Origin of the sequence: Streptomyces sp. NBRC 110028, from assembly GCF_001417735.1 — a bacterium.
GTDB lineage: Bacteria > Actinomycetota > Actinomycetes > Streptomycetales > Streptomycetaceae > Streptomyces.
The window spans coordinates 885,978-905,889 of record NZ_BBUZ01000022.1; the positions used below are offsets into that span (position 1 = coordinate 885,978).

The following is a 19,912-nucleotide window of genomic DNA, read 5'->3' on the forward strand; positions in this document are numbered from 1 at the left end:
TCCCCCTCCCCCTCCCCCTTCCCCTCCCCATGCCCGCACGCCGCTGCCGCGCCCGCCCGGCCCGCCGCGCGGCGCAGAGGCCCCCGGCATAGGCCACCCGTCGTTCGACGTCGCTACCTGCGGTGACGGGTTTTGGTGGCACCGGAGTTCGGGGAAATCGAGCGATCGCGGGCGACCCGTGCAACCCTGTCGCTGACGCATATGCACAAGCGTGCTCGCAGTCAGGGGAGGGGGCTCCTATGGGCCCGGCGAGCGGCAGCGATGCCGAGCGGGCGTTCGAACGCGAGGGCCCCGGTGCCGTGAGGCGCCGGGGCCCCGCTTCCCCATGTCCCCCCGGCGGGCCCCGGATCGTGCGGGCCGCGCGAACGCGGCCGTTACGACCCGGGGCCGTAGCGACCCGGAGCCCCGAGCTCCCAGGGTCGGCCCCCGCGGACTTCCTTCCCCGAGTAGTCCGCCTCCCGCTAGCTGTCTCCCCTCGGCGGAGGCGACCAATCCTTGAGCGTGGTCACTCGAATGAGGGGTGTTGCCTGGCACTTGCCGCGCGTTCGAATACAAGTTCGATACTGTGGGGTGGTCGGGGGTGGTCGGGAGAGGGATGGAGGTGCCAGACGACATGGTGCGACGCATCGACGTGACCGGAGCCGGTGGGGTGCGGCTCGCGGCTTGGGAGTTCACGGACCCGCCCAAGGCCGGAGGCCGCGCGGGGGCGCGCGGCGGCCCCGGAGTGCTGCTGCTCCACGGGCTGATGGGCCGCGCCGCGCACTGGGCGCGGACCGCCCGCTGGCTCGCCACCCGGCACCGGGCCGTCGCCCTCGACCAGCGCGGGCACGGCCGCAGCGAGAAGCCCGCCGGCGGGCCGTTCGACCGCGGCACGTACGTGGACGACGCCGAGGCGGCCGTCGAGCAGCTCGGGTTGGGGCCGGTGGCCCTCATCGGCCACTCCATGGGCGCCCTGACGGCCTGGCAGCTCGCCGCCCGGCGGCCCGACTTGGTCCGGGCCCTGGTCATCTGCGATATGCGGGCCTCGGCCCTCGGCGGCGCCTCACAGCGCGAATGGACCGACTGGTTCCGGTCCTGGCCGGTGCCCTTCGCGACCCTCGCGGACGTCCGCAAGTGGTTCGGCGAGGACGATCCGCTGCTGGAGCGTCCGAACCCCGCCCGGGGCGACTTCTTCGCCGAGGTCATGGCCGAGCGTTCGGACGGCTGGCGGCCGGTCTTCTCCCGCCGCCAGATGCTGAAGGCGCGGGCGGGCTGGGCCCATGACGCCCACTGGGAGGAGCTGGCCCTGGTGGAGTGCCCCACCCTGGTCGTCCGTGGCCTGGACGGCGAGCTGGGCCGCGCCGAGGCCCAGGAGATGGTCCGCGTCCTGCCCCGCGGTGAGTACGCGGAGGTGGCCGACGCGGGCCACCTCGTCCACTACGACCAGCCGGAAGCCTGGCGCCGCGTGGTGGAGCCGTTCCTCGCCGCCAACCTCCCCGCGCAGCCCGGACCCCCTGAGTCTTAACCAAGGGCCGCCGTCAGCGGCGCGAGGGGAATTTCCAGACGAACGGCTTGCCGCCGATCTCGGTCCAGGAGATCTCCAGCCGCTTCGCGTCCGCCGGGATGAGGAACGTGGTGCAGAAGGTGTAGCTCTGGCCGTTCTTCCAGTTCTTGATGGTGTCCGAATCGGCGCACCCCTTCGGAGTGCCACCCCCGATGACCTTCGTGCCGCGCCGCCCGTCCGCGTACACATCCGCGTAGTCGCCGACCCGCGGCCATTCCTTGACGACGCCACCGGTCAGATGCCGGTACGTCACATAGCCGGTCGCGGGGACCTTGCCCTTGGCGTCCTTCGGATCGGAGACCAGGGTCTTGGCGTCGGCGGCGGTTCCGACGTCGATCCGCCGTGCGATGATCGAGTAATACGGCTTGACGCCGGTGTCCTCCTTGAATGCCCGCCACGCGGACTGCCCCGGTTTCAGTACGGCCTTCGCCGCGGCACTCGCACCGCGCGCGCCGTTCTTGTGCGCCCCGTTGAAGCGGGAATGGGCCTTGTCCTTATGGGAGGTGGACGTATGACTCTTTTCCCCATCGGATCCGCAGGCCGTGAGGGCCAGGGCCAGTACGGCAACGGGCGTAGCGACGCGCAGCCACGTTGTCTTGTTCAGCAAGTCGATCTCCCTGCCCGATCCTTCCCTGATCGACGATCCTAGGGGCTGGAATTCCGCATCCGGGTCGTCAACTGTGTGCTTACTGTGACGGCCTGGGCGCGAGTGTGTGGAAGTAGCGGGGCGATGGGGGAGGGTGGGGGTGTGCCCGGTGGATCCCGCGGTGAAGGCGGTGGATGGCCGGTTCCGGGTCGTGCGCCGGTGCGGGTGAAGGTATTCCCATCCGGAATTCAACCTTCGCGGCACCAATGGCGTCTACCACTACGGCGCTTGCGCATTGGCTGCTGCTACGCTCAGTCACGCGTCATCACGCTTTAACGCCAGGACGTAAGGAAATCACTGATCTCGGGGGGGATCGCGTGAAATTGAAACATCAAGCCTCGATGGTCGTGCTCTCGGCGGTGCTCATGCTGGGCGGCTCGGTCGCGATGGCACCCACGGCGTCCGCCGTGGGCTCCTCGGCATGCCGGTTCAATTCACCGGATGTCAATTTCAAGGTGGCGACGAGTGGCGCCCGATTCCGCACCGGACCGGGAAGCAAGTACCGCGCGATAGGGACGCTGTACCGGGGAGACTCCTTCCGGTATTTCTGCCGTACCGGCGGTCTGGGGGGATTCACGAAGAGCTGGTCCTACGGGAAGATCCTCAAGCGGACCGCCTCCGGCATCAAGCCCGGGACCAGGGGCTGGGTGTACAGCAAGTACCTGGACTAGACGCGCAGATACGTTTCGCCCGGGGGCCGTACGGGACACAGCGCCGTACGGGACACGGCGCCGTACGGGACACGGCACCAGAAGGGCGGCGCGGGAGCGGGACCGACCAGTCCCGCTCCCGCGCCGCACGCCGCACGTCATGGCCGAGGGCTCAGCCCTTGCTCACCGCCGCCAGAATCTCCGGCAGCCGCCCCGCCGCCCGCGGCGCGGCCAGCCGCAGCCCGGCCTCCGCGATGGCCGCGCCGTACACCACACCCAGCGGCAGCAGCACCCACAGCAGGCTGTGCGCCCCGCTGGTGTGCAGCCAGATCGTCAGGGCCAGCAGCGGCGCGCACAGCACGGCGCCCGCGACCATCCCGCCGATGAGGCCCATCCAGGCGAGCCCGCCCTGCCCCGGGGCCACGTTCTTGGCGCTGTCCTGCGGGATGGAGTACGGCAGCAGCGCCGACGCCAGCGCGCCGGTCGCCATCAAACCGCCGAGCAGGCCGAACGCGAGCCCGAGCGCTTCGGGGACGGCGGGCAGGTCGTGCATGAAGAGGGCCGAAGCCACCACCGCCAGGAGCGCGTACGGCAGTCCGACCAGCGCGATCGCGAACGCCCGCCCGCGCAGCTCCAGATAGGCGTCACGCGGGGAGGAGATGGTCTGGGCGACCATCCAGAAGGCGGAGGAGTCCTGCCCGAACTGGTTGTACATCTGCATGCCCAGCATCCCGGTGGCCCAGCACGCCCAGTAGATGCTGCCGTTGCCCTGGATGGAGGTGATGATGGGCAGCAGCAGGCCGACGCCCAGCGAGCTGACCCAGCTGGCCTTGACCTTGGGGTCCCGCACCGCGTACCGCAGGGTGCGCAGCATGACCGTGCCGCTGCGCCCCGCGGGCACCAGCCGCCCGAGCGGGCCGGGCGCGCCGGCGGACGAGCCCGCCCCCTCGGCGCCCCGCCGCGGCTTCTCCGGCTGGATGGTGGAGCTGTCCGGCGTGGTCATCAGATGCGTGAGGCTGCGCGACCACCACCACATCAGCAGCCCCAGCGCGGCCGCGCTCAGGGCGAACTGGGCGGCGGCGAGCCCGTACGCGCCCTCGCTCACGCCCTGCACGGCGTCGATCGCCGTCGCGGGCGGCACCCAGCGCAGGATGTCCGCGGCGGGCCGCAGCACGCCGAGTCCGCCCTCGCCGGACAGCTTCTGCACGCCCATGTTCACGAACTGCGTGCCGATCGCGATGAACAGACCGCTCAGCAGCGCCAGATCGCGGCCCTTGCGGCTGCTCAGCAGCCGGGTGTTGGCGGTCGCGACGGCCCGCGCCAGCGCCACGCACGTCAGCACGGTCAGCACGCCCGCCAGGACGGCGGCCCCCGCGGCCGCCGCCCCGTGCGCGATGGCGATGAGCGAGCCCACCACCAGGGTCAGCGTGAACAGCGGGCCGATGCCGATCAGGGAGGACACCAGCATCGCGCCGATCAGCGGCCGGGGCCGCAGCGGCAGCATCACCAGCCGGGTGGGGTCCAGGGTCTCGTCACCGCTGGGGAAGAAGAGCGGCATCACCGCCCAGCCGAGCGCGAGGACCGCGGCGAGCACGGTCACCAGCGCGTCCGCGTCGTCGTGGCCGCGCAGCAGCACCAGGACGAGCAGCTGGAGGAGGGCGAAGAGGACGGTGATGACGAGCGAGGTGATGTACGCGGCGCGGCGGCCCGCGGACTGCCGCAGCCCGTTGCGCAGCAGCGACAGCTTCAGCCGGACGAAGACGGGCAGCGGCGAGCCGGTGGGGGCCGCCGGGGGAGCGGGCGCCGCGGTGTCGAGCGGGCCCTTGGCGTCGAGCGGATCGGCGAGCGTCATCGGGCGCCGCCGCCGAGCCAGTCGAGGCTGTCCCCGGAGTCCTGGGCGCGGGCGCCCACCAGCTCCAGGAAGGCGTCCTGCAGGGACGGCGCGTCGCCCCGTACGTCGGCCAGCGCGCCCTGTGCGCGGATCCTGCCGCGCGCCATCACCGCGACCCAGTCGCACAGCGACTCCACCAGCTCCATCACATGGCTGGAGAAGACGACCGTCGCACCGGAGCGGGTGTAGCGCTCCAGCACGCCGCGGATGGTCTGCGCGGAGACCGGGTCGACGCCCTCGAAGGGCTCGTCGAGGAAGAGGACTTCCGGGTTGTGGAGCAGCGCGGCGGCCAGGCCGATCTTCTTCCGCATGCCGGTCGAGTAGTCCACGACCAGCTTGTTCTGCGCACCGGCCAGGTCCAGGACGTCCAGCAGCTGGGTCGCGCGCTTGTCGACCTCGTCGCCGGGCAGGCCGCGCAGCCGCCCGGTGTACGCGAGGATCTCGCGCCCCGAAAGCCGCTCGAACAGCCGCAGCCCTTCCGGCAGCACGCCGATCCGCGCCTTGACCTCGGCCGGGTCCTGCCAGACGTCGTGCCCGCCGATCTCGACCGTGCCGGAGTCGGGGCGCAGCAGCCCGGTGATCATCGACAGGGTCGTGGTCTTGCCCGCGCCGTTGGGGCCGACGAGCCCGATGAACTGCCCGGCGGGCAGTTCGAGATCGATGCCGTGGACCGCGATCTGCTCCCCGTACCGCTTCCACAGACCGCGCACCTGCACGGCGGGCCGCCGCTGTGCGGCGGCGGGCTCGGTCGCCGCCCCGGCGGGTGCGTCCGCGTCTGTGTCTACTTCTGTGTCTACTTCTGGGCCTGTGCTTGTGTGTGCGTCTGTGTGGGCGTCTGCGTGGGCGTCTGCGTGTGCGTCCGGCACGGAAATCCCGTCTTCCACCATGAGGCTGGTCCGCGGACTGGTCATGTCCCCGTCCGCGCCCACGATACGGGGGGTGCGCCCGGGCGCGTCAGGGACGCCGGGGCGTGTCAGCGCCGGGGGCGGACCGGGTTTCGCGGCCGCGGGTTTCGCGTCCGCACGCGTAGGCGAGCGTGCTCACCAGTTCCTCGGCGTCCGGCAGCCAGCGGTTGGCGGCGGTCGGCCGACGGGCCCACTGGGCCGGGCCGTGCCGCCCGACCCGGGTCGGGGGCGCGACCACGTAGTCCCCGTCGCCGCGGGCCGCCAGGTCGACCGATGACGGCGGCCAGCCCAGGTTCCGCAGCAGGTCCGGGATCTTCGCGGCGGCGCCGGGGAGAACGAAGAAGAGCATCCTGCGGTCCGGGGTGGAAGTGACCGGGCCGAGGTCGACGTTGCGGCGCTCCATCCGGGCCAGCGCCAGGCAGCCCGCCGACTCCGGTACGTCCAGGGCGTCGAAGGTGCGGCCGGTCGGCAGCAGGATCGACGCGCCCGGGGCACGGGCCCACATCCGGCGCACCACGACCGGGCTGCCGGTGGCCTGGTTCACCCAGTCCGGGGCGGTCGGATGGGCGCCGGGGGCCGGGCAGTCGGCCTGTCCGCAGGAGCAGCGCTGGAGGCCTTTCACGGTGTCCAGCCAGGCGCCGGCGAGCACGTCCCAGTGCCGTTCCTCGGCGTAGCGCACCGCGGCGTCGAGCAGCCGTTCCCCGCGCTGCTTCGGGATATGTGGTGTTCCTGTCACGTCCATGGTCTCTTCCACGACCAAGACAACTTCCGCCGTCAACAAGGGTTACGGCCGCGCCCCGGCCGGGCGCGGGGACGGCATGCCGGGGCGCATGGGTGCATGGCCGGGGGCGCGCATGAGGTTCCGGCTGTGTGAGCGGGTAGCCACCATGCGTGACAGGCGTACGAGGGCGTTGTGGCGTGGCCGTACGCACGTACGTGAACCAAGCGGTCTATGTGGTCAATACGGGCAAGTTCCGCATTCGCCGTATACCTGCGATAGCTGCGGGGAACTGATCAACAGGGACGGCATCCGCCGAGAACGCACAGCAGTCACTGGGGGTAAAACCATGGCCGCTAGGCCGCTTGTGGCGCGACAGCCGAACGAACGGCTGCAGGCGCTCATTCAGGAAGCCGCGTGCTCCAATGCCGGTTTGGCCCGCAGGGTCAACATGTGCGGTGCCGAGCACGGTCTCGATCTGCGCTACGACAAGACCTCGGTCGCCCGGTGGCTGCGCGGACAGCAGCCCCGGGGCCGCGCCCCGGGCATCATCGCCGAGGCGCTGGGCCGCAAGCTCGGCCGTACGGTCACGATCGACGAGATCGGCATGGCCAACGGCAAGAACCTGGCGTCGGGTGTGGGGCTGCAGTTCTCGCCGACCGTGCTCGGCGCGATAGAGCAGGTCTGCGAGTTGTGGCGCAGCGACGTCGGCCGCCGCGACTTCCTGACCGGCTCGACCGTCGCCGCATCGGCGCTCGTCGAGCCCAGCCGCGACTGGCTGATCACCGGCGCGGACGCGCAGGTCGCGCGCACCGCCGGGGCCCGGGTCGGCCGCTCCGACGTCGCCGCGGTGCGGGCCACCACGGACGCGCTGGTCGAGCTGGACCACCGCTACGGCAGCGGCCATGTGCGCCCGGTCGTCGTCCACTACCTCAACAGCGTGGTCTCCGGGCTGCTCGCCGGGTCCTACCGGGAGTCCGTCGGCCGCGAACTGTTCGCGGCGGTCGCCCGCTTGACCGAGCTGGCCGGGTACATGGCGATCGACACCGGCCAATCCGGTCTCGCCCAGCGCTACTACATCCAGGCGCTGCGGCTCGCCCAGGCCGCCGGTGACCGGGGCTACGGCGGATACGTGCTGGCCGCCAGCATGAGCCACCTCGCCGCCCAGCTGGGCAACCCCCGGGAGATCGCGCAGCTGGCCAAGGCCGCGCAGGAAGGCTCGCGGGGTCAGGTGCCGCCGCGCGCCGAGTCGATGTTCCTGGCCGCCGAGGCGCGCGGGCACGCGCTGATGGGGGACGCCCCGGCCTGCCAGCACGCGGCCGGGCGAGCCCTGGACGCGATGGAGCGGGCGGTGGGCAGCGGCGGGCCGTCGGGGGACGAGCCGCCGTGGATCCAGCACTTCGACCACGCGTATCTGGCCGATGAACTGGCCCACTGCCACCGCGACCTGGGCCAGGCCGAGCCCGCCCGGCGGCGCGCCGAAGAGGCCCTGGCAGGCCACCCGGAGGGCCGGGTGCGGCGCCGCGCCATCGGGCTCCTGCTGCTGGCCACGGCGCATGTCCAGGGGCGCGAGGTGGAGCAGGCGTGCCACGTCGGCGGCCAGGCGGTGGATCTGCTCCAGACGCTGCGCTCCAACCGGGGCGTGGAGTATCTGGACGACTTCCAGCAGCGCCTGGAGCCGTACCGGGACGAACCGGTGGTGCGGGAGTTCGGGGCGAGGCTGGAGGTGCAGGCGGCCTGAGCGGGGCGTGTGCCCTCGTCACCGGGCCCGCGGGGCGTCCTCGCCGGGCCTGTTCCGGGCCTGTTCCGGGCTTTCGCCGGTGACCAGTCTCTCCCTCCGGCGGGCGCCGACCCTCGCGGGTAACCGGTAGCGTGAGCCGACGATTCGGTAATCGCTTATTCAAGGAGACCCGGTGACGCAGAGCGGACAGGGGGACGAGCCGCAGCTGCCTGCGGTCCGTGAGGGCGTTGTGCTGCCCGCTCAGGGTGACCCCTGGCCCCCGGAGCCCTCGGACCACTCGGACCGTACGGGGCACCAGCACGGCGCCCCGGCCGGTGGGCAGGCCTGGGGCCAGCCCTGGGGACCCCAGGACGCACCGCAGGGCGCGGGCCCGCTGCCGCCCGAGGGCGCGCCGTACGGTCCCTCGGGGCAGGCGTACGGGGCGCCGCAGCCGGGGCCCGGGCAGTCGTACGGGCTGCCGTCGGGGGCGGACCAGCCGTACGGGCCGCCGCCGCAGGCCCCCGGGCAGTCGTTCGGCCCGCCGTCGGGGGCTGACCAGTCGTACGGGGCGCCGCAGGGCTGGGCGCCGCAACAGCCCCTGCCGCAGCAGCAGTCGCCGCAGCACCACCAGCCTCCCGCGTACCAGCAGCCGCAGCCGCCGCAGCAGCCTCTCGCGTACCAGCAGCCGGAACAGCCCCAGCCGCCCGCGTACGCACAGCCGCAGCCGGGCAGACAGCCGCAGCCCGAGCCCTACACCGGTGCCGCCGACGAGACGCAGGTGCTGCCGCCGCAGCCCGCGGGCGACGCCGAGGCGACCCAGTACCTGCCCCCCGTGCCCGGTGCCGGGGCCGGCCACGCCGCGCGGCCGCAGCCCCCGCAGCAGCCCTCCGCCAGCGCGCCGCTGCCGCCCGAGAACCGGCCCGCCAAGGCCGAGGCGCCCGGCGAGTCCACCACCCAGCTGCGCACCGTGCGCCCCGGCCGCGGCGCGCACCGTGGCCGCCCGCAGCAGTCCGCGCCCGCCGCTCCGGCCGGGGCGGCGGAGGAGACCGCCGTACTCCCGGCCCCGGTCCCGGCAGCCGCGCCGCCGAAGCCCGCCCCGTCCCGGCGCGCCCGGCAGCAGCAACAGCAGCAGCCGCCGAAGCCCACCGGTTCCCCCTTCGCGATCCGCCCCGGCCGTCCGGGCGACCGGCCGCCGCCCTCCGAGTTCGACGGGCTGTTCCGGGCCGACGGCGCCGCCGCCCCGGGCGCCGGTGCCGGCTCTCCCGGCGAGACGCAGCAGCTGCCGCAGTTCAGCGCCCCCGCCCCGGCCCCCGGGGACGCGGGCGGCGGGCACGGCGGCCGTGGTGGTCGTGTCGGGCGCCGTCGCCCGATGTCGCCCGCCGTGCTCGTCGGCATCGTGGTCGCGGGCTGCGGGATCGCCGGGCTCGCCGCCGGAGCGGCGCTCAGCGCGGGCGGTGACGACGGGAAGAGGGACGACAACACGACGCTGGGCAGCTCGGAGCCGAGCGATGGTCAGAGCGAGCCGAGCAAGTCGGCCGACCCCGCGGAGCCGCAGGCGAAGTCGCTGGACGCGCTTCTCAAGGACAGCAACAACAGCCGCTCGGCGGTGATCAACGCCGTGAACAACATCAAGTCCTGCAAGGCCCTGCCCAAGGCCGCCTCGGACCTGCGCACGGCCGCTCGTCAGCGCAACGACCTGGTGACCCGGCTGGGCAAGCTGACCATCGACAAGCTGCCGAACCACACCGAGCTGACCGCGTCCCTGACCAAGGCGTGGAAGTCCTCCGCGCAGGCCGACAGCCAGTACGCGGCGTGGGCCGACCAGGCGCGCGGCAAGAAGGGCTGCCACAAGGGCCAGGCCCGCCGGACCGGGCGGGTCGGGGCGGCCGAGCGGGCCAGCGGCGAGGCGACCGCGGCCAAGCGGAAGGCGGCCGAGCTGTGGAACCCGCTCGCCGGGAAGTACAACCTCACCAAGCACGAGGCCACCCAGCTGTGACCAGCGGCACATGAGCCGACGAAGCCGCCGGGTCCGGATGAACCCGGCGGCCCGGTGGAGGAGCCGGCTCAGTCCCGGGGGCCGTACCGCTCCAGCGTCTTCGCCACGTTGACGAACCCCTTGCGCACCCCGACCAGCCGCCCGTCGCGCACCACCTGGTAGGTGACGTCGGCGTTCACGATCCGCGGATAGTCCGGCACGTTCAGCGGGTCGTCGTATCCCCAGCGCAGCGGGGGCGTCAGGCCGCCGGTGTCGACCTTGTGGCCGTGGTCCAGCGCGTTGCGCACGGTGCGCGCGCTGATGTCGCCGGGTTTCAGGGACATCAGGACGGAGCGCAGCGCGGTGTAGGCGATCCAGGTGGTCTGGGTGCCCGCGTCGTCGGGGTCGATGCGGTTGTCGTCGAAGGCGTACTTGTTGATGACCTTCTTCATCGGACCCCAGCGCGGATCGTCCGGGGGCGGGTACCAGCCCGTGGCGTACGTCCCCTCCAGCGGGCTCTTGCTGCCGCCCGTGCTGTCGACCAGGGACTGCCGGACGCTGCCCATGATGGAGGCGATCCGCACCTTCGGGTGATCCTCCTGGACGCGCCGGAAGGAGTCGAAGAAGGTGCCCGTGCGGTTGCCGAGCGCGGCGGTGACGCAGGAGTTCTCCAGCTTGGCGCCCGCGGCGGCGGAGCCCAGGGAGCTGTCGGCGCCGACGTCCTCCAGGGCGGTGGTGGCCTGCGAGCTGTAGTCGCCCGCGCCCTCGGGGGCGCGTATGTCATGGGCGGGCTTGCGGCCCGCCGCCTTGAGCCCGGCGTCGAGCAGTTCGGGGAGTTCGTCGCCCGCGATGGTGTCGGGGCGTACCAGTGAGACGTGTTCGCAGCGGGAGCCGAGCTGGCGGCCGTTGCCCGCGAGCAGGGTGGCCTGGCCGCCGTTGACGGGGTAGGAGTACGGGCTGTTGAACTCCTCCTGGGACACCCCGTAGCCCCCGATGTACGGGATTCCGGCGACCTCCAGCGGGGAGGTGAACGAGCGGCCGTGCTGGCTGTACGAGCCGACGACCGCGACGGCCTTCGCCTTGCCCGCCTCCTGCGCGCAGCGCGCGGCCCGGACCGAGTCGTTGCGCTCGTTGCAGGTGATCACCTTGAGCTTGCGGCCGTGGATGCCGCCGCCGGCGTTGACCCAGCGCGCGTACGCCTGCGCCATGGCGGGCATTCCCGGCATATTGGTCGCCTTGGTGCCCTCGGGAGCCCATGTCATCACGGTGATGGGCTTGTTGTCGGCCCCCTTCGCCAGGCCCGGCAGCGAGCCGCAGCTGGTCAGCGAGGAGGCGCCGGCTGCGGTGCACAGTGCGGCGACGGCGGCTGCTCGTAGGGTGCGGGGGGAGGGGCGTCGCCGTCCGGTCATGCCATGGGAGCCTGGTGCTCCGGACGGAACACCTCCGTTATGGCGGGGAACGCGCGGGTATCGGAAAGGTGAACACCCGGGGGGTTATGCGTCCCTCTGTGTGAAGAACGTACGATCGATCACTGTGCAAGGTTCGGAGAAGTCTTCCCGTCGCGGCCATCGCTCGACCACCATGGGCGGTATGCCTGTCAACGACATGCCGTGGTGGCGCTGGCGTACCCATGTGCGCTCGGCGCTGCACATGCTCTCTGACCCGGTCTTCCAGCAGGAGTGCTGGCTGGCCGGGCAACCCGGATACGGCGATGTCACCGACGCCGTCTACCGCCTGGTCGAGGACACCTGGCTGGACAACTGGTCCGCCGAGAAGTACGTCGGCACGATCTTCCGTGACTCCCAGGAGGCGGCGCTCGTCGACGTCGCCGTGCTGCGGGTGCTGAGGATCCTCCACCAGGTCGGCGCGGACGCCCCGGTCTCGGCGTACATCCAGCACCACGGCTGGCCGGAGGCGGTGCGGGCGGCCCGCGACGCCCATGTGCGGCTGGCCACCAACGACGGCGAGGACCCGGACGTGCCGCCGCGCACCCTCGAGGTGCTGGCGATCATGACGCAGGCGGGTTAGTGACGGTCCCGAGGAGTGTCGCGGGTGTGCGACGCTATGGAGTCATGAGCGAGTCGCATTCCGTTCCCGACCAGTACATCCTCACGCTGTCCTGCCCGGACAAGCAGGGCATCGTGCACGCCGTGTCGAGTTACCTCTTCATGACCGGCTGCAACATCGAGGACAGCCAGCAGTTCGGGGACCGGGACACGGGGCTCTTCTTCATGCGGGTGCACTTCCGTGCCGTCTCCCCGGTGAAGGTGGAGGACCTGCGGGCGAGCTTCGCGGCGGTCGGGGACTCCTTCGGGATGGACTGGCAGATCCACCGGGCGGACCAGAAGATGCGCATCGTGCTGATGGTCAGCAAGTTCGGGCACTGCCTGAACGATCTGCTCTTCCGCTCCCGGATCGGCGCGCTCCCGGTGGAGATCGCGGCCGTGGTCTCCAACCACACCGACTTCCGTGAGCTGGTGGGCTCGTACGGGATTCCGTTCCGGCACATCCCGGTCACCAAGGAGACCAAGCAGCAGGCCGAGGCGGAGCTGCTGGAGCTGGTGCGGGCGGAGAACGTCGAGCTGGTGGTGCTGGCCCGCTACATGCAGGTGCTCTCCGATGACCTGTGCAAGGAGCTGTCCGGCCGCATCATCAACATCCACCACTCCTTCCTCCCGAGCTTCAAGGGCGCCAAGCCGTACCACCAGGCCCATGCGCGCGGGGTGAAGCTGATCGGTGCGACGGCGCACTATGTGACGGCCGACCTGGACGAGGGCCCGATCATCGAGCAGGAGGTCGAGCGCGTCGGTCACGAGGTCACCCCGGACCAGCTGGTCGCGGTCGGCCGCGACGTGGAGTGCCAGGCGCTGGCGCGCGCGGTGAAGTGGCACAGCGAGCGCCGCGTGCTGCTGAACGGCCACCGTACGGTCGTCTTCGGCTGATCTTCGGCTGATCTTCGGTCGACCTCTCGCGGTCGCGGTCACAGCCGCGACAGCGAGGCCGCCGCGAACAGCACGTCGCGGATCGCCTCCACGTCCCCCAGCTGCCCCACCGCCGCCTCCTGCGGCGGCACATGCCCGGCCGCCAGCTGGTAGAACGCCTCCGGGTCCAGCGCGATGTGGGCCACCGTCTCCTCCGCCGTGCCCACGGCGGCCGGTGAGTCCAGCGGGATGTACCAGTCGCCTCCGCCGGTGCCCTCGACCTCCAGATGGAGCGTACGGCCCGGGGCGCCCGCCTCCACCAGGCGGCGCGGCGGGGCGGCGAGCCCGGCGCGGCGCCGCTCGGCCAGCGCGTCGGGCAGCAGCCGGGCACACAGGTCGATCATGGCCTTGAGGTGGGCGGACGAGGGAAGTTCATAGGGGTAGTCGACGGCCTCGGCGATGTCCCCGGCGTGCACCCAGCACTCGAAGGCGCGGTCCAGGAACGCGTCGCGGACCGGCAGCGTGAAGTCCCCGAACGGGACGGAGAGGTCCGAGGCCCCGCGCCCGGCGAACGACACCGTACGGACCAGGGAATGCCCCTGCTCGCGCCACAACTCGCGCAGCAGGGCGGACGGGCCGGTTCCGCCCGCGGCGTCGGGCTCCGCGTGCCAGTACGCGTCCGTACGGGCCGCGGGTGAGCCGGGGGCGTCCTCGCCGAGCGGATCGGGCAGCCCGAGGGCGGCGGCCACGATGCCGTCCACCGCCATCAGATGCCCGATCACCCCGGCGACGGTGGTGTCCCGCCCGGTGAGCCGCTGCCCGTCGAACCACTTGAGCCGCACCGGAGCGCGCCATTCGGCCTCGCCCATGTCCCGCAGCAGCGCGTCCAGCCGGGCGGCCTCCGCGTCGTACGCGGCGGCCCAGCCCGGCACCGGTATCCGCGCCGGGCGGCGGCCGAGGCACCCGGCCAGCACCCGGGAGCGGAGCAGCGGGTCGAGGTCGAGGCTGTGCTCGGCGTGCAGCAGCCCCACGGCCTGGCGCAGCCGCAGCGCTTCCTCGGCGCAGGAGGTGCAGTGGTTGAGGTGTTTCTCGACGGCGGCGGTCTCGTCCGGGGAGCACGCGGCGAGCGCCCAGGCGCCGAGGAACGACCGCAGCACATCGTGCGAGGGCGGCTGCGGTGGATCGGTGTGGGTGCCGGTTCGCCGGGGCGCCGGGGACGCCTCGGGTGGGCTTTCCGGATGTATCGTGCTTTCCGGATTGTTGGGTGCTTTCGGCTTTTCCGGGCCTTCCGGGCTTTCCGCTTCTTCCGGGTCCTCGGGTTCGGGCGCCAACGGCAGGGGCCCCGGCCAGCCGCTGGTGTCCTCGGGGGCGGACCGCGGGGTCGGGATGCGGGGCGGCCCGGCCGGTTCGGGCGGAATGCCCGGCAAGTCGCCGGGACCGTCTCTGTCGTCGCCGAATCCGCCGCCGAAACCGTCACCGAATCCGTCGCCGGGGTCGTACCGCTCCGGGCCGCCCGCGCCGCTCACAGCGACCGCCCGTAACCGGGAGGCGCCATGGTGCGCGGCGGCGGGACGTAGGCGGTGGAGAGCAGTTGGAGCCCGAGCCGCAGGCGGCGCCTGGCCTCGTCCTCGGTCACTCCCAGGGCGGCGGCGGCCTGGCGGTAGTCGCGGCGGTCGAAGTAGGCCAGCTCCAGGGCGGCGCGCAGCGGGGCGGGCATGGACGTGACGATGTAGTCGGCGCGAGCCGCTACGGAGGCGTCGCGGATGCGCTCCTCGATGGCGGCCTCATCGCAGCCGCCACCGCCACCGCCACCGCCACCGTCCTCGGCCTCCTCGGCGGTCCGCGACCGCAGCCGGTGCACCGCCTGGCGGTGGGCGAGGGTGGCGATCCAGGAGCGCAGGGAGCCCTGTTTGGGGTCGTACGCGTCCGGGTTCTCCCAGACGTAGGTGAAGACCTCGCGGGTGATGCGGTCGGCCGCGTCCTCGTCCTCCATGACGCGATGCGCGAGATGGTGGACCAGGGAGGCGAAGCGGTCGTACAACTCGCCGAGCGCGGCGGCCTCGCCGCGCGCCAGCCGCTGCTGCATCCTGCGGTCCCAGCGGGGCGGTGCGTCGTTCGCCATGCGGCCCCCATCCCTGTTCGTCGGCCGGGTCTCCTGGCACTATGCCCACCTTCATATCGAATGTAGTGCCGGGGGCTGACACAACGCGCCTCCATGCGGCAAAGTGCCGCACAACACGGCTGCGGATGGTATTGGGTCGGTCACGGTGCGCAGGACCGGTGAGACGAAACGCTTCAGCGGGGCTTAGGGTCGTTCCTGCGGTGTGAGACGGGGGGAGTTTTATGCGGGGCCGGGCGGGCAGCCGCCCTGGAACAGCAAATTCCGGTTAGCTGCGAGCGAAGGGCTTCGAGCGCGTGACGTTGAAGGTGATGGAGGACGGACGGGGGGAGTGGGTCGTCCTGCAGGTCTCCGGCGAGATGGACCTCGTGACCTCGCCCGCGGTCCGGCAGCACGTGCACGACGCGGTCGCCGAAGGCCGCCACTCTCTGGTCCTCGACCTGTCCGATGTCCGCTTCTGCGACTCCAGCGGCGTCGGCGTCCTGATCGCCGCGCGACGGCTGATGCGGTCGTGCTCGGGCCGGCTCCGGTTGATCCTCCCGCCCCAGGACGCCGCCCACGGCTCCCATGTGCACCGCGTCCTCGCGGCCCTGGGGGTCCGCCGCCTGTTCGACGTCTATCCCAATCTGATGGTGGCGACGGACCCCGACGACGACGAACAGGGCGCCGCCGACTCCCTCTCCGCCTAGCCTTCCTGACGTTACGGCCCGTACGGCCCTTCCGGTCTGTCAGCCGAAATCGGCCCGGCCGGCGCTCGGTTCGGAACGGGGCTGGGCGGGGTGCAGACCCCCGCGCCCTACGACCGTGGCGGCGCCTTCGGGAAGTCCGCCAGCACCACGAAGCCCCCCTCCTCCGTGGGCTCCGCCGTGAGCGTGCCGCCCAGCAGCGCCGCCCGCTCCCGCAACCCCACCAGCCCATGGCCGCCGCCCGGCAGCCCCGGCGCCACCGCGGAGGCGTCCGGCGGCCCGTTCCGGACCTCCACCCGCAGCCCGCGCCCCTCGGCGGCCGCCTCCGCGAGCCGTACCGTCACCCGCGCGCCCGGTGCGTGCTTGCGCACATTGGTCAACGCCTCCTGCACGATGCGGAACGCCGCCCGTTCCACCGCCTCCGGCCGCCCCGCGAGCCGTGCGTCGTCGGCCTCCTCGTACGCCACGTCCAGCGCGCTCAGCTCGATCAGCCGCGGCAGATCGGCCAGCCGGGGCTGCGGGGTGAGCTGTTCCAGGTCGCCGCCCGCCGCCCGCAGGATGCCGACCATGTGGCGCAGCTCGTCCAGCGTCCGTACGGACAGCTCGCGGATCGTCCGCGCCCCCTCCCGCGCCTGCGCGTCCGCCGCGCTGATCTGCACCGCCCCGGCCTGCAGGCTGATCAGGCTGACCTGATGGGCGACGACGTCGTGCATCTCGCGGGCGAGCCGCGCGCGTTCGGTGCTCAGCACCTGCTCGGCGATCAGCTCGTCGGCGCGGCGGCGGCTGCGGGTCAGATCGTCCAGGCGGGCGGCGAGTTCGCCCCGGGTGCGCACCAGCAGGCCCAGCGCGATGGGCCCGACGGAGGTGACGCACGCGTCGATCAGGGTGAGCGTGTTCTCCCGGTACGCGGTCGGCTCGAAGTCGGACACCGGCCACGGGACGAAGTGCGCGGCGGCCAGCAGCAGCGCCGAGACGCCGAGCAGCCGGGGGCCTGGGCGGCGTTCGGCCACCGTATAGAGCGCGATCATCGGCGCGAACCAGATGTAGCCGATGAGGATGCCGGGCAGGGTGGCCAGGAAGACCGGCGCCGGGAAGCGGCGGCGCAGCAGCAGGGCGGCCGCCGCGACCAGGGAGACGTTCAGCTCCAGGCCGGGGGTGACGCCGTTGACGAGCAGCGCGTCGGCCACGGCGAACACGACGGGGACCAGCAGCGGCCCCCACTGCCGCGCCCACCCCGGCAGCCTCCGCCGCCACCGTGGTGCGGACGCGGGCGGGGTGACGGTCACCGGGGCCAACCCGCCCCCGGGCGGCTGGTGACCAGCCCGGCCCGGTCGGCGACGATGGCGGCCTGCACCCGGTTGAGCCCGCCCAGCTTGCCGAGCACCGCCCGCACATGGTCCTTGACGGTGCTGGGCGCGAGCCCCATGCGCTCGGCGATCTGCGAGTTGGCCAGACCCTCGCCCAGCAGCGCGAGCACTTCGCGTTCGCGCGGGGTGAGGGCGTCGACGGCGGTGGCGGCGGTCACCTCGGCCTCGGCGGCGAGATAGCCGCCGATGACGGCCCCGGTGACGCCGGGGTCGAGGACGCTGCCGCCCTGGGCGAGGGTGCGTACCGCGCGGACGAGTTGTTCCGGGTCGGTGTCCTTGAGGAGGAAACCGGCCGCCCCGGCGCGCAGTGCGGCGGTCAGGTACTCCTGGGCGTCGAAGGTGGTCAGCATGGCGACGGTGGGGGAGCGGGGCGCGGCGCGCAGCTGCCCGAGCACGGTGAGGCCGTCGGCGTCGGGCATCCGGATGTCGAGGAGCACCACGTCGGCGTCGCTGCCGAGCACGGTTTCGACCGCTGTTCCGCCGGAGCACTCGGCGACCACGTCGATGTCCGGGGCCGTGCCCAGGATCAGCCGCAGGCCGGATCGTACGAGCGCCTCGTCGTCGACCACCGCAACACGGATCACCGGCCGCTCCCTCCCTCAGCTGTCATGTGCATTGTCCGCACAGCCTGCCGCATCGAGGCGCCAATATGGAGTGGTCTCCTCCGCCCTGTTGGGGGGATCACCCCGCCGATCGGCGGGGTGCGAGGGAAGACCTGGGGCGGATGTGCGCCCCGCCGGGGCCGGGCAGAGTGGATCACATGCCGCACCACTCCGCGGGGTCGACCCGAACCCCCGCCCCAGCAGCGTGCCGTACGGCCTCTCGGCGCGCCGTGACCGCCGTGGCCGAAAATGGTCGCGGTGCGGGGCCGGCAGCGGGGCGTTACGGCGCAGGACAGGCCGCCGCGACCCCCACACGCGGCGGCCTGTTCACCCTTTGACCCGCCCGCCGTGCCGTGCCGACCGGCCCTTGCCGGGGGAGGACCGGCCCAGCGGGGGCTGACCAACCCCGAGTGGCCCCCGGCCCGGCGGGCGCACCAACCGCCCCGCGGCCCGGTGGCCGGTGTCAGCGCGCGCCCTGGAGGGGCGGTTCGGCCGGGGCCGGGCCCAGCGTGGTGGTGCCCGGGGCGGCCCGGTGCCCCAGCCCCGTCCGGTACGCGTCCATCGCGGCCTCCAACCGCCCCTCGCGCCGCAGCAGATCGCCCAGCAGCCGGCACAGGTCGGCCAGGTCACCGGCGGCGCCGGTGCGTTCCAGCAGCGACAGCGCCGCGCAGTAGTGCTCCTCCGCCTCCTCCGCGTCGCCGCGCTCGTCGGCTATCAGCCCGAGCAGCCGGTGGGCGCCGCCCGCGTGCACCGCGCCGCGCTCCGCGGTGAGTTCGACCGCCTCCTGCCCGTCCCTGGAACTGCCGGAGTCGCCGGAGCTGCCGGAGCTGCCGGAGTCGCCGGAGTCCCTGGAGCCGCCGGATCTCGCCAGCAGGGGCCGGAGCAGCGCTTCCGCCGCGGCGGTGCGGCCTCGCCGCCGCAGCACGTCGGCCAGCTCCACCTCCACCTGCACCATGAACAGCGCCGCCCGCTTGGACGCCAGCATGTCGCGGGCGATGCGCAGTTCGCTCTCCGCCCGCTCCAGGTCGCCGTCCTGTGCGTGGACGTAGCCGCGCATCCAGTGGCAGTGCGCCAGATCGGTGCGCAGCCGCAGTTGTTCGTACAGCTCCTGCGCCTTGGCCAGCGAGGCGTCGGCCTCCGCGGTGCGGCCCTCGGCTATCAGGGTGCGGGCCACCCCGCGGTGCATCTGGGCGACCAGTTCCGGGTTGTCGACGCTGGGCGCCAGCGCGAGGGAGAGTTCGGCGGCGCGGACCGCACGGGCGTGCGCTCCCATGTCCATGTACGGGGCGATCGCGGCGGTGTAGAGCAGCAGCAGGGCGTTCGGGTCGTGCAACCCGGAGGCGTTCAGCTCGTCGATGGCGCTCTCCAGCAGATAGCAGGAGTAGCGCAGCTCGCCCGCGAGCAGATGGGCCACGGCGCGGCCGCGGATCGCCGGGACGCGACGCGGCAGCGGCTCGTCGGCAAGCAGCTTCTCGGCGGCCTCGAAGTGGTCGCGGGCGGCGGTCAGTTCGCCGGTCTCCATGGCGCAGTCGCCGAGCCCCAGCAGGGCCGCCGCCCGCTCGTCGGTGAAGCCGAGCAGGTCGGCCTCGGCGCCCAGCGCCGCGAAGCGGGCGGCCGCGTCCTCGGTGTCGCCGGTGGCCAGCGTCCGCCGGGCATCGGTGAGCCCGGCGCGCAGCCGGGTCGCGTCCTGCGGCGAACGGCCGGTGACCAGCTCCTCGTACGTGACGCCGAGGCGTTCGGCGAGGTGGCGCAGGGCGACCTCGGAGGGGCGGACCTTTCCGGCCTCCAGCGTGGAGACATACGCCGCGGTGTACGCCGGTTCGGCCAGCTGCCGCTGGGTGAACCCGCGTTCCGTGCGCAGCCGTAACACCCGGCGCCCGATCTCCGCCGTACCCTCCGCCCCCGCCGCCCGACCGTCTCCGGCGCGCTTTTCGGCCACCGTGCCCTCTTCTCCCCGGCGGTAACTCGGCGCCGGGCTCAGTCCATCTACAGGAGGATGCATAAGATGCGGCAGGTGAGGGGAGCAGTACCGGACGGGCCGGGCGCCAGGCGACCGTCCGTCAGCCGGGACCGCTCCTCACCGACCGCCGTTTCGACGTACCGCTCGACCATAAGGCTCCCGGCGGGTTGCGGATCCGGCTTTGCGGACGACAGGTTGGCCGCCGTGGG

Annotated in this window: 17 protein-coding genes and 1 pseudogene; 8 read left to right on the forward strand and 10 right to left on the reverse strand. The window is 72.9% G+C overall.

The window, feature by feature from the left end:
• Positions 1-613: 613 nt before the first annotated feature.
• Positions 614-1,504, forward strand: a complete 891-nt coding sequence (locus ASC60_RS04135) for an alpha/beta fold hydrolase (RefSeq protein ID WP_055547235.1) — start codon at positions 614-616, stop codon at positions 1,502-1,504.
• Between the two features lie 13 nt (positions 1,505-1,517).
• On the opposite strand, the gene ASC60_RS04140 is transcribed toward ASC60_RS04135, so the two are convergent.
• Complete coding sequence (locus ASC60_RS04140) at positions 1,518-2,150, reverse strand: hypothetical protein (RefSeq protein WP_055546681.1); 633 nt, start codon at positions 2,148-2,150, stop codon at positions 1,518-1,520.
• Between the two features lie 356 nt (positions 2,151-2,506).
• On the opposite strand from ASC60_RS04140, the gene ASC60_RS04145 reads away from it, so the two are divergent.
• A complete protein-coding gene (locus ASC60_RS04145; protein ID WP_055546683.1) occupies positions 2,507-2,860 on the forward strand; it encodes an SH3 domain-containing protein in 354 nt (117 codons plus the stop codon).
• A 151-nt stretch (positions 2,861-3,011) separates the two neighbouring features.
• Here ASC60_RS04145 and ASC60_RS04150 read toward each other — a convergent pair whose 3' ends face one another.
• The 3 genes from ASC60_RS04150 to ASC60_RS04160 all read right to left on the reverse strand — a co-directional run bounded on the left by ASC60_RS04150 (position 3,012) and on the right by ASC60_RS04160 (position 6,377).
• Positions 3,012-4,691, reverse strand: a complete 1,680-nt coding sequence (locus tag ASC60_RS04150) for a hypothetical protein (protein ID WP_055546685.1) — start codon at positions 4,689-4,691, stop codon at positions 3,012-3,014.
• Complete coding sequence (locus ASC60_RS04155) at positions 4,688-5,446, reverse strand: ABC transporter ATP-binding protein (RefSeq protein ID WP_055546688.1); 759 nt, start codon at positions 5,444-5,446, stop codon at positions 4,688-4,690. The genes ASC60_RS04150 and ASC60_RS04155 overlap by 4 nt, the downstream gene beginning before the upstream one ends.
• A gap of 238 nt (positions 5,447-5,684) precedes the next feature.
• Complete coding sequence (locus ASC60_RS04160) at positions 5,685-6,377, reverse strand: bifunctional DNA primase/polymerase (protein ID WP_107096995.1); 693 nt, start codon at positions 6,375-6,377, stop codon at positions 5,685-5,687.
• A gap of 325 nt (positions 6,378-6,702) precedes the next feature.
• On the opposite strand from ASC60_RS04160, the gene ASC60_RS04165 reads away from it, so the two are divergent.
• A complete protein-coding gene (locus ASC60_RS04165; protein ID WP_055546690.1) occupies positions 6,703-8,094 on the forward strand; it encodes a hypothetical protein in 1,392 nt (463 codons plus the stop codon).
• 172 nt (positions 8,095-8,266) lie between these two features.
• A complete protein-coding gene (locus ASC60_RS04170) occupies positions 8,267-10,069 on the forward strand; it encodes a hypothetical protein (RefSeq protein WP_055546692.1) in 1,803 nt (600 codons plus the stop codon).
• A 68-nt stretch (positions 10,070-10,137) separates the two neighbouring features.
• Here the strand turns inward: ASC60_RS04170 and ASC60_RS04175 are convergent, their stop codons facing one another.
• Positions 10,138-11,457 (reverse strand): ABC transporter substrate-binding protein, encoded by a 1,320-nt coding sequence (locus ASC60_RS04175; RefSeq protein ID WP_055546694.1) that lies wholly within the window; start codon positions 11,455-11,457, stop codon positions 10,138-10,140.
• 172 nt (positions 11,458-11,629) lie between these two features.
• Here ASC60_RS04175 and ASC60_RS04180 point away from each other — a divergent pair, with 172 nt between their 5' ends.
• Both ASC60_RS04180 and purU read left to right on the forward strand, forming a co-directional pair.
• On the forward strand, positions 11,630-12,076 hold the full coding sequence (locus ASC60_RS04180; protein WP_055546696.1) for a hypothetical protein: 447 nt from the start codon (positions 11,630-11,632) through the stop codon (positions 12,074-12,076).
• A gap of 44 nt (positions 12,077-12,120) precedes the next feature.
• Positions 12,121-12,990, forward strand: coding sequence for a formyltetrahydrofolate deformylase (gene purU / locus ASC60_RS04185; protein WP_055546697.1), 870 nt, complete (start codon positions 12,121-12,123; stop codon positions 12,988-12,990).
• Positions 12,991-13,028: 38 nt separating this feature from the next.
• Here purU and ASC60_RS04190 read toward each other — a convergent pair whose 3' ends face one another.
• Both ASC60_RS04190 and ASC60_RS04195 read right to left on the reverse strand, forming a co-directional pair.
• Positions 13,029-14,495: a maleylpyruvate isomerase N-terminal domain-containing protein gene (locus tag ASC60_RS04190; RefSeq protein ID WP_107096971.1), complete on the reverse strand. Its 1,467-nt coding sequence runs from the start codon at positions 14,493-14,495 to the stop codon at positions 13,029-13,031.
• Positions 14,492-15,091 carry a sigma-70 family RNA polymerase sigma factor gene (locus ASC60_RS04195; RefSeq protein ID WP_055546699.1) on the reverse strand — a complete coding sequence of 200 codons (600 nt, stop codon included), beginning with the start codon at positions 15,089-15,091 and terminating at the stop codon, positions 14,492-14,494. The genes ASC60_RS04190 and ASC60_RS04195 overlap by 4 nt, the downstream gene beginning before the upstream one ends.
• 308 nt (positions 15,092-15,399) lie before the next feature.
• Between ASC60_RS04195 and ASC60_RS04200 the strand changes: the two genes are divergently transcribed.
• Positions 15,400-15,777: an STAS domain-containing protein gene (locus ASC60_RS04200; protein WP_055546701.1), complete on the forward strand. Its 378-nt coding sequence runs from the start codon at positions 15,400-15,402 to the stop codon at positions 15,775-15,777.
• Positions 15,778-15,884: 107 nt separating this feature from the next.
• Here the strand turns inward: ASC60_RS04200 and ASC60_RS04205 are convergent, their stop codons facing one another.
• From ASC60_RS04205 to ASC60_RS04215, 3 genes are all read right to left on the reverse strand, one after another.
• Positions 15,885-17,060 carry a histidine kinase gene (locus ASC60_RS04205; protein WP_107096972.1) on the reverse strand — a complete coding sequence of 392 codons (1,176 nt, stop codon included), beginning with the start codon at positions 17,058-17,060 and terminating at the stop codon, positions 15,885-15,887.
• Positions 17,057-17,725, reverse strand: coding sequence for a response regulator transcription factor (locus ASC60_RS04210; protein ID WP_055546704.1), 669 nt, complete (start codon positions 17,723-17,725; stop codon positions 17,057-17,059). Before ASC60_RS04210 ends, ASC60_RS04205 begins: the two co-directional genes overlap by 4 nt.
• A gap of 481 nt (positions 17,726-18,206) precedes the next feature.
• Positions 18,207-19,724 carry a tetratricopeptide repeat protein gene (locus ASC60_RS04215; RefSeq protein WP_370592883.1) on the reverse strand — a complete coding sequence of 506 codons (1,518 nt, stop codon included), beginning with the start codon at positions 19,722-19,724 and terminating at the stop codon, positions 18,207-18,209.
• A 24-nt stretch (positions 19,725-19,748) separates the two neighbouring features.
• Here ASC60_RS04215 and ASC60_RS43950 point away from each other — a divergent pair.
• A pseudogene (locus ASC60_RS43950) lies at positions 19,749-19,897 on the forward strand (alpha/beta hydrolase); the annotation flags it as partial.
• Positions 19,898-19,912: the final 15 nt, after the last annotated feature.